We start from the raw sequence: 9,118 nt of genomic DNA on the forward strand, positions 1-9,118 counted from the left end.
ACCACGGACGTCGCGACGACGATGCGCAGCAGCCCGCCCACCTCGCCGAGGCGCCCGGCGTTGTTCATGGCCTCGCGGGCAATGAGCTTCCCCCGCACTCCGAGTCCGCGGCTCATGGCGAGCGAGAGGACCGAGGCGAGGGTGAGGATGCCCAAGCCGCCGATCTGGATGGCGAGCAGGATCACGACGTGCCCGAACGTGGACCAGTGGGCGGCGGTCGAGACAACAGTCAGCCCTGTCACGCACACCGCGGACGTGGCCGTGAAGAGCGACTGGTGCAACGGCGTGACATTTCCGTCAGCGGACGCGATCGGGAGGGACAGCAGGAGCGTGAAGATCACAATCACGCCGAAGAACGACAGGAGCGCGAGGCGTGCGGGGGAGGAGGCGGCGAGCCGGTCGACGACGTCGCGCAGCCCGGTCAGGGGGCCGAGGCTCTCGCGAGGCGGAGTCGGCCGCCAGGACGACTGGGTCTGTGCCACGGGGACCAGTAAACCACGGGCCGTTCCGGTAGCCTGAACCTTATGTCCGATGCCGCACCGACGCAGCCCTCAGCCGCGGCTTCGGGCGGGATCAGGCGCAGGGAGCACCCCACCCGCATCGCGTGGGGAGAGTCCCTGCTCGCCTACGACTTCGGCCCCCACCACCCCATGCATCCGAGCCGGCTGGACCTCACCGCCCGTCTCTGCGAAGAACTCGGGCTCTTCGCGCTCCCGGGGGTCGCCGTCGTCGAGCCTCACGTGGCGAGCGACGACGAACTCGCCGCCGTCCACACCCGCGACTACATCGCCGCGGTCCGCAGCGTGAGCGAGGACCCGTCCTCGCCCCTCCCGGAGCGCGGACTCGGCACCGACGACGACCCGGTATTCGCCGGCATGCACGAGGCGAGCGCGCGTATCGCGGGGGGCTCCCTCGAGGCCGCCGATGCCATTCTCGACGGCCAGGCGCAGCACGCGGTCAACTTCGCCGGCGGCATGCACCACGCCGCCGCCGACCACGCGAGCGGCTTCTGCATCTACAACGACGCCGCGCTCGCCATCCAGCGGCTGCTCGACGGGGGCTTCGCCCGGGTCGCCTATATCGACGTGGACGTGCACCACGGCGACGGAACGCAGGCGGCCTTCTGGAACGACCCCCGCGTCCTCACCATCTCGCTCCACGAGAGCGGCCTGACGCTCTTCCCGGGGACCGGGTTCCCGGACGAGATCGGGGGACCCGACGCCCTCGGATCGGCGGTCAACGTGGCCCTCCCCGCGCGCACCGGAGACGCGGGCTGGCTGCGCGCGTTCCACGCCATCGTCCCGCCGCTCATCGAAGCGTTCCGACCCGACGCGATCGTGAGCCAGCACGGCTGCGACTCCCACTCCCTCGACCCGCTCGCAGACCTGCGGACCAGCGTGGATGCGCAGCGGGAAGTCGCGCTCGCCATCTCCGGGCTCGCGGCGCGCTTCTGTTCGGACCGTTGGCTGGCCACGGGGGGCGGCGGCTACAGCGTGCTCCACGTCGTGCCGCGCGTATGGGCCCATCTGGTGGGTATCGTGACGGGGCATCCGATCCCGCTCCAGACTGAGATTCCGGCCGCGTGGCAGGACTTCGCCGCCAGGAAGTACCCGGCGCTCGTCGAGGGTCAGGCGATCCCGGCCCGGATGGGTGAGGACGCCGACACCTGGTGGCGCTCGTGGGACGTCGGCTTCAACCCCCACGACCCGGTGGACCGCGCCATCATGGCCACCCGCAAGGAGGTCTTCCCGGTGCATGGCCTGGACCCGTGGTTCGACTGAATCCGGGATCTCACCTCGGTAGGCTGGAGGCATGGTGACAGACATCTTTGCCGTCATCGCCGACCACACTCGCAGGGACATCCTCCGTGAGCTGCGTGGCGGCGACAAGGCGGTGGGCGAACTCGTCGAGGCGCTCGACGCGAGCCAGCCCACGGTGTCCAAACACCTCAAGGTCCTCCGTGATGCCGGCCTGGTCACCACGCGCGCGCAGGGACAGAAGCGCTACTACGCCCTGCGCCTCGAGCCTCTCGCCGAGGTCGGCGGATGGCTTACCTCGCTGCGGGCCGCCCCGGCCCTCAGCGAGCAGACGACGACGGCGACCGAACCCGCCGCTGTAGCATCCGCCGTCGTGCCGTCGCTCGGGGAGCCCCTCGAGGGCGAGCCCCTGGCGCCCAGCCTGCCGATCGTTCCCGGGTCGGAACCCTACGCGCCATCGCCTGCCGGGGTCGCTGCCGCGGCGGGCACCCGGCCCCAGCAGATCCAGCGCACGGTCGAACGGACGGTCGAGCGAGCCGCCAAGGGCGCCGCCGAGATCATCGCGAATCTGCCGAAGTTCGGCCGCCGCAAGGAACCCGGGCGGCAGCAGGGCTGACTCACGGCCTCGCGGTCCGCGTCCCGTTTGAGCGAGGCTCCCACAGCCGTCGGGGCGCCGGACATATCGTCAGATCCATGAGCAGCACGGAGCAGCTGGAAGTCCTCGAAGGGCAGACCTCGATCGAGGACCTGCTCGACGAGCCCGTGCTGGGCGCCCCCCAGGATCGCCGCCCGCTGCAGCGCTGCCTGCCGGGGCTGGAGGGACTCGGGTGAGGCGTCCCTAGTTGCTCGGGTTGCGTGGGGAATTGCCCAGCTCGACGAGCAGTTCCCAGGAATTCCTCGCGGCGCCGGCCAGGAGGGAAAGCTCGACCGCGATCAGCCATGAGGCCCCGCGAAGGTCACCGACAAGGAAGTCGATGGCGATGGCGAGCGCGGCCGCTTGGAGGAAGAGCCCGAGTCCGAAGCGCAGGACTTGTGCGCGCCGGGTGAGGTGGCTGCGCTCGCGGCGGAAGGAGCGCAGGAACCGGGGCGCACCCTGGACGATGAGGACCAGGGACGTCGCGGCCATCTCGATGCCGAGCTGCCAGAGTGGCTGCGGCAGCAGGGCGTATAGCGCGTAGAGCAGCACCGAGACGAAACTGACGAACGTCTGGCGGGCCAGCTCTTTGGTGTCCTCATGCTCGACGATCCGGCGGACGTTGATCGAGACCGAGACGAACAGCAGACCCAGGAGGGTGGCCGCTCCCCCTCCGAGTGTCGTGAGGAAGGGATGGAGCGGTTCAAGGACGCTGGTCATCGGGAGGAGCCGCCTGAACTCTGCATGGGCGGAGGTGCCGTCGCACGGCCCAGACCGGAGGCCATGGCGTGGAGGCCGAACTCGAACTGCTCGCCCCCCGCCACTTCCGGAAGCCGGTCCAGCACGCGGGCGGTCAGGGGGAAGGCCGCGGGGGGCAGCGCCGCGAACCCGCGGCGCCACGCCGAGGCGTAGTCCTCGCGGGACTGTCGGTGAGTTCGGGGTACTTCCCAGGCGACAAATCCGGCGGTGTAGACGAGCACTGCGTAGACGGCGTGGACCCCGACGGCGGGAGGCATGCCAGCATGCTCCAATCGTTCGAGCAGGGCTTCAAGGCCTCGAAAGATGCCGGGCCCGATGACTGCCCGCGAGAGGAAGACGACGGGCAGGCTGGGGTGCGCGGTCAGCGTCTCGCGCAGGGCTCTGCCCCAGGCCAAGAGGATGTCCTCGGCCGTGTTCCGGGCAGGCTCGTGCAGCCGGAGATCCCGTAGACCGCGCTGGGCTAGGGCGTCGAGGAGGTCCTCCTTGTCGCGAATGTGGCCGTAGATGGTCATCACGCCGCAGCCGAGGCGCCGGGCCAGGTTCGGCATGCTCAACGCCTCGAGTCCCTCGGCGTCGGCAAGGGCGAGGGCCGCCTCGACCACTACCTCCCGCGAGAGGGAGCCGCGGGGACGTCGGTCCCTCGAGGGCTTGACAGCAGCTGCCATAGGCGTATGGTATCGAATACCGTAAGGCTTACGGAACTGAGCTTGCCGAGGCCGGGTTCACGGGATACAGCCACAACCACGCCGAAGGGCGGGATGGATGATGTCGGCGCAGACTCTTTCGGCCTTGGCCACGATCGCGATCTACGCGGGCCTGATTGGCTTCGTGCTCTACCGCCAGATGAGAGCCCAGCCGCTCCGGGGCCGACGACTTGTGCTCTTGCCGGCCGTGCTCGGGCTCTTCGCCTTCCAACAGCTTGCCCGCCAGCCACTCGACGGGCTCGGGACGGCCGCTCTCCTCGTCCTCAGCCTGGCGGTCGGGGCGGCGGCCGGGCTCTGGCGTGGCACCACCTTCCGACTGTGGGATCAGCAGGGCGCGGTCTACGTCAAGGGGTCCCGGATGACCTTGGTCGCCTGGGCGGCCCTTATCGCGGCGCGGCTCCCCTTCGCGGTCGTCTCGTACGAGGCGAAGCTGCCCCAGGGCCTGGTGATCGGCGAACTCCTGCTCGCGCTGGCCGTGACCTTCGCCGCGCAGAACGCTGTGGTGTGGATGCGCGCGGGCCGTGTGGCTCATCCGCGCTGAGAATCGCGCTCGTCCACCCGGCCGTGCTCCCGGCGCAGCTCGCGCGCGTGCCGGATGTCCTCTTCCTCCTGCTGTTGCTTCTTCTCGATCTTCCGGGTGTCCTTCGGCGGGAGCTGGATCGTCTCCTCGGCTCGGATCCCGGCCTGGAGTTCCCGACCGCGCTCGACCTCGGCGTCGACCTCGGCGCCGAACAGCAGGGACATGTTCAGGATCCACAGCCACAGGAGCAGGATGATGACGCCGCCCAGAGCGCCGTACGTCTTGTTGTAGTGGCCGAAGTTCCCCACGTAGAAGCCGAACGCCAGCGTCGCGAGGGCGAACACCAGGAGTGCGATGAGGGATCCCGTGCTCATCCAGCGGAACTTCGGCTGGCGCACATTCGGCGTGAAGTAGTACAGGATCGCGATGAGGATGATGGCGAGGACGACGGCGACCGGCCACTTTGCGATCTCCCACACCGCCACGGCGGGGCCGCCGAGCCCGATGGCCCCGCCCACGGCCTCCGCCACGGGGCCGCTCAGCACGAGCATTCCGGCGACCACGGCGGCGACGATCACTGCAACCACGGTCACGCCCAGCATGGTTCCGCGGACCTTGACGAAGCCTCGGCCCTCGTCCACCTCGTAGATTCGGTTCATCGCGCGGCCGAAGGCGCCGACATAGCCGGACGCCGACCACAGCGCGCCCGCGATGCCGCCGATCAGCGCGAGTCCCGCAGCGGGATTGTGCACGAGGTCCTCGATCGGCTGTCGGATCGTGTCCGCCGTCGAGCCCGGCGCCACGCTCTGGATGATGTTCATCATCCCCTCGGTAGTCTTCTCCGCCTGGCCGAAGAGCCCGAGGAGGGAGACGAGGGCAAGCAGCGCAGGGAACAGGGAGAGGACCGAGTAGTAGGTGAGGCTCGCCGCCAGGTCTGGGCACTGGTCGTTGGTGAACTCGCGGAACGTCTTCTTCGCGACGTATTTCCACGACGGCTTCGTGACCTCCCGCAGTCGGTCAGGCTTGCGGGGGTCGTCAGGGTCGGGGGCGGCCGCAGCCTTGCGCGTGGTGGTGCTTCCGGAATTCACTTCGCTCACAGGGTTGCTCCTCGTCGGGACAAGAGTCAGATGGACGACTCATGCCCTCCGCGCGCACCGGTGAAACCAAGCGCATTGCCGCCTCGGCGTCATCCTTCCCGTCGCCCGGCCGTCGAGGCCCGCACGATGAGCTCCGGCTTGAAGACCACATTCCGGGGCTCGAGCGTCGGGTCCTCCGCCTCCTCGCGGAGGATGGTGACCGCCGTCTTCCCGATGAGCTCGCGCGGCTGGCGCACCGAGGAGAGAGGGACGACGGCAGCGCTTGCGAAATCGATGTCGTCGTACCCCACGATGGCGATGTCCTCGGGGACGCTGAGGCGGCCCTCGCCCATCAGCACCTGCAGGGCTCCGATCGCAACGAGGTCGTTGGCGGCCACGAGCGCGTCGGGACGGTCGGCCGCGTGCCGCGCGAGGAGTGCGCGGGCGGCGCGCCGGCCGTCGTCGAAGGTGAGGCCGATCGTCTCGATCGCCTCGACGCTAGCGCCATCGAACGCCTCGGCGGCGTTCCGGACGCCGGCGAGGCGGTCCTGGATCTGTGCCAGGCCGGCGGGGCCGCCCACGAAGGCGAGCCGGCGCCTGCCGAGTTCGAGCAGGTGGCGGGCCGCAATCCTGCCTCCCTCGACGTCGTCGACCGCCACCGAGCTCAGGCTGCGCGTCCCGGAAATGCGATCCACGAGCACCGCGGGAGTCCCAGCGGAGCGAAGCCGCTCGAGGCGCTCCCCGAGATCCCCGATGGGGGAGATGAGGAGGCCGAGGACGCGCTGCGTCTCGAAGTAGTCCACGTGCGCGGCCTCGCGCTCGGGGGACTCGTCGCTGTTCGCCATGACCACCGAAAGGCCCCCGCGGGCTGCCTCGTCCTCGGCGCCGCGCGCGACGTCGGTGAAGAAGGGGTTCCGGACGTCGAGCACCACGAGGCCGATCGTCGTCGACCGCCCCGCCCGTAGCTGCCGCGCCGCGTCGTTGCGGACGAATCCCAGCTCCTTGATCGCAGCGTGCACCTTTTCGACCGTCCCCGCGCGGACGATGTCCGGCCGGTTGAGCACGTTCGAGACTGTGCCGACGGAGACGCCCGCGAGTTCCGCAACGTCGCGGATGCTCGCGTTCCCAGGTGCAGGCGCAGAGGAGTGGGGGGCGCGGTTCATGGAGGGAGACTATCGCGTGAGCGCGACCCCCGGCGGAACGTCGCACTCGAGGTCGACCCCCTCAGCCGTGCGCCGCCAGGCCAGCCGGAGCGTCCCCTGCTCGAGGGGGAGCTCGGCGCGGACCCAGTCGAGACGGCAGACCGGCGGCTCGAGCCCGAGCTGTCCGGGCGCGACGCGGCGCAGGCCGAGGATCCCGTCCACGAGCACGGGCCACGCGGCGGCGGACCACGCGTGCGACTGGCTGTGATCGGATCCGGGCGCGAGCTTCCAGGACTCCCACGTGAAGGTGGCGTCCTGGTCGAGCCAGGAAAGCGGGCCCCGCGACGGGTCGTCGAGGACCACGCCGAGCGCGTCGTCAATCCGGCCCGCGTCCACGAGGGCCTCGAGCAGCCGATGCCACGTCATCGGCCCCATGCGGAGCCCCAAGGCGGTAGCGCGGGCGGCGTCGTCTGCGCGCCGTTCCGGGGAGGTGACGCCGACGGCCAGCGGGAACACCGTCGCATGCTGAGACGCATGCGCGCTCGGCGTGCCGTCGCTGAGCAGCCCGTCCACGAGCACGCCGTCGACGCGCAGCCGGCCCTCCATCGCGGCGGCGAGCCGGCTGGCCCGGTCGTGGAGTTCGGCGGCGCGGCGGCTTTGCCCGAGCCACGCGCACAGCCGGGCGGTTGAGGCCAGCGCCGAGTACGCCTGGGCATTCACGGTCGTCCGGGCGACAGTTTCCATGTCGTAGCCGAAGCGATTCGGCGCGGGCCAGTCCACGATGCCGTGCAGATACGGCCCGGAGCCGCCCTCGAGCCTGGTCACGAGGCCCTTGAATGGCCCGCTCGCGGGGATGGACCGCTGGACGTAGCCGCACGTGGCCTCGAGCGAGGGGAGGAGCTCGGCGATGAAGGCGTCATCGCCGGTGTGACGCCCATAGGCCTCGGCCCACTCGGGCAGCATGAGACTGAAGTCCGGGATGTCCCGTTTGCCGTCGCCATTCGGGTATACCGCGTTGACGCGGCCGCGTTCCTCGGGCGAATCCCAGTAGCGTCGGCCCGACCACGCGAACTCGCGCAGCGCCTGCCGCGTGAACTCGCGCTCGCCGAACGCCGCCATCGTCGCGTAGGAGATGTTCGCCGCGTCAGCGAGGAACTGCCCCTTCTCGCGGGTGGGCGTGTCGACGAACCGCTCCTGGACGCCGTGGAGCGCAGAATCCTGGAGCAGGCGCAGGACCGCGTTGAGCTGCGCGTCGGACGTCTCGACGACCGCCTCCGCCGGATGGGCGGCGTGGACGACGGCGGCGTCCAGCCGGGCAGGTTGGTTCCCCTCGATCTCGAGGTAGCGGAAGCCGAGGTGCACACGCGCGTCGAAGGTCTCCGAGTCATGCCGCGGCCCGGCGAGGAAGGACATATCCGTGTTCTGGCTCGCGGTCTTGCCGGCGTCGACCCGCCCGTCCGGCCTCAGGACGTAGCCCCCTCGGAGGCGGCTGGCGCTTCCCGCGCCGAGCTCCGCTCGGGGACGGCGCGCCCGAACGGTCCCGAAATCGGCGACGGCCGTCCCGTCGTCGGCCATCAGCCAGCGGACGGGCTCGTCCCGGTGCTCAGTCGTGTGGGCGCGGCGCGGGTGCAGCGCGGGGAATTCGGGGTGGGGGTGCAGGCCGAGGACGCGTGCTGGCGTCCAGTCTGCCGCGCCGTCCCCGAGCGACTGCTCGATCGGGTCGCCCTCGTCGTTGCGGTATCCGGCCTGCCCGTACGGCGCCTCGGCGACCCTCCACTCAGGGCCGGTCGCGAGCATGGCCGTGCTCCCGTCGTCGTACTCGACGCGAAGATCGGCGAGGACACCCGGTTCGGTCGAGGCGCGCCCCTGCCCAGGGCCGAACCAGTGGGCGAGGATCTCGACGGCGGGACTTTCGCCCCCGGCACGCAGTGCACTTGTGACGTCGACGGCGTCGTAGTAGTCCTCGCCCGGGTACCCGAACGAGGAAAGGGCCAGGACTTCGCATCCTGCGATCGACACCCAGGCCTGATGCCGCGCGGCCCCATACAGGACCGCGCGCCGCACCGTCCCCGTGAGGGGGAGCTCAGCGCGGAGCAGCGTCCACTCGTCGGGCTGCCGGAACGGGGTCGTCTCCGGCCAGCCGTCCAGCCCCTCGGCGGCGTCGTAGCGGTAGGTGCTGGCGCCGTCCGTCAGGGCGAGCGAGCGCAGGGCACCTTCCGCTCGGGGCGCGGCGTGAAGTGCGACGGCGGTCCCGGCCGGCGCGGGGAGGGGCGCCCCGAGCGCGTGGTGACCGTCGACGGCGACGGAGAGCCAGCCGCGGTTCGCTTCGATGCGCACGTGCCGCCACCCCGCGTCGGCCGACCCGCTTCCTTGGGGCCCGACGAAAGCTTCGGCGAGCGGCGCCGTCGTCCATTCGAACGGCTCGGCGGGCTGATCCCACGCTGGAAGCGGGCGCAGGAGCAGATGACCGCCCCGCCCGAATTCGAGTAGGAGACCCGTGCCCGGGCCAGCGCTGTGGAACGCGAT

At 70.6% G+C, this 9,118-nt stretch carries 9 protein-coding genes and 1 pseudogene; 4 read left to right on the top strand and 6 right to left on the bottom strand.

Annotation, left to right across the window (positions count from 1 at the left end):
• Nucleotides 1-482: pseudogene (locus ACTHL9_RS02315) on the bottom strand (TrkH family potassium uptake protein); the annotation flags it as partial.
• A gap of 42 nt (nucleotides 483-524) precedes the next feature.
• On the opposite strand from ACTHL9_RS02315, the gene ACTHL9_RS02320 reads away from it, so the two are divergent.
• The 3 genes from ACTHL9_RS02320 (at nucleotide 525) to ACTHL9_RS02330 (ending at nucleotide 2,588) form a co-directional block, all read left to right on the top strand.
• On the top strand, nucleotides 525-1,781 hold the full coding sequence (locus ACTHL9_RS02320; RefSeq protein ID WP_440517057.1) for an acetoin utilization protein AcuC: 1,257 nt from the start codon (nucleotides 525-527) through the stop codon (nucleotides 1,779-1,781).
• A 31-nt stretch (nucleotides 1,782-1,812) separates the two neighbouring features.
• A complete protein-coding gene (locus tag ACTHL9_RS02325; protein WP_440517058.1) occupies nucleotides 1,813-2,373 on the top strand; it encodes an ArsR/SmtB family transcription factor in 561 nt (186 codons plus the stop codon).
• 77 nt (nucleotides 2,374-2,450) lie between these two features.
• On the top strand, nucleotides 2,451-2,588 hold the full coding sequence (locus ACTHL9_RS02330; protein WP_440517059.1) for a hypothetical protein: 138 nt from the start codon (nucleotides 2,451-2,453) through the stop codon (nucleotides 2,586-2,588).
• A gap of 7 nt (nucleotides 2,589-2,595) precedes the next feature.
• On the opposite strand, the gene ACTHL9_RS02335 is transcribed toward ACTHL9_RS02330, so the two are convergent.
• Nucleotides 2,596-3,111, bottom strand: coding sequence for a hypothetical protein (locus tag ACTHL9_RS02335; protein WP_440517060.1), 516 nt, complete (start codon nucleotides 3,109-3,111; stop codon nucleotides 2,596-2,598).
• Entirely contained in the window at nucleotides 3,108-3,815 is a 708-nt protein-coding gene (locus ACTHL9_RS02340; RefSeq protein ID WP_440517061.1) for a TetR/AcrR family transcriptional regulator, read from the bottom strand. The genes ACTHL9_RS02335 and ACTHL9_RS02340 overlap by 4 nt, the downstream gene beginning before the upstream one ends.
• A 100-nt stretch (nucleotides 3,816-3,915) precedes the next feature.
• Between ACTHL9_RS02340 and ACTHL9_RS02345 the strand changes: the two genes are divergently transcribed.
• Entirely contained in the window at nucleotides 3,916-4,395 is a 480-nt protein-coding gene (locus ACTHL9_RS02345) for a hypothetical protein (protein WP_440517062.1), read from the top strand.
• On the opposite strand, the gene ACTHL9_RS02350 is transcribed toward ACTHL9_RS02345, so the two are convergent.
• The 3 genes from ACTHL9_RS02350 to ACTHL9_RS02360 all read right to left on the bottom strand — a co-directional run.
• Nucleotides 4,383-5,471: a YihY/virulence factor BrkB family protein gene (locus tag ACTHL9_RS02350; RefSeq protein ID WP_440517063.1), complete on the bottom strand. Its 1,089-nt coding sequence runs from the start codon at nucleotides 5,469-5,471 to the stop codon at nucleotides 4,383-4,385. The two genes, ACTHL9_RS02345 and ACTHL9_RS02350, sit on opposite strands and share 13 nt — an antisense overlap.
• A gap of 89 nt (nucleotides 5,472-5,560) precedes the next feature.
• Nucleotides 5,561-6,613 (bottom strand): LacI family DNA-binding transcriptional regulator, encoded by a 1,053-nt coding sequence (locus tag ACTHL9_RS02355; protein WP_440517064.1) that lies wholly within the window; start codon nucleotides 6,611-6,613, stop codon nucleotides 5,561-5,563.
• Nucleotides 6,614-6,622: 9 nt separating this feature from the next.
• Nucleotides 6,623-9,118 (bottom strand): family 78 glycoside hydrolase catalytic domain (locus ACTHL9_RS02360; RefSeq protein ID WP_440517065.1); only part of this gene is annotated, 2,496 nt, incomplete at its 5' end.

Source organism: Sinomonas sp. (genome assembly GCF_051955515.1).
Classification (GTDB): Bacteria; Actinomycetota; Actinomycetes; order Actinomycetales; family Micrococcaceae; genus Sinomonas.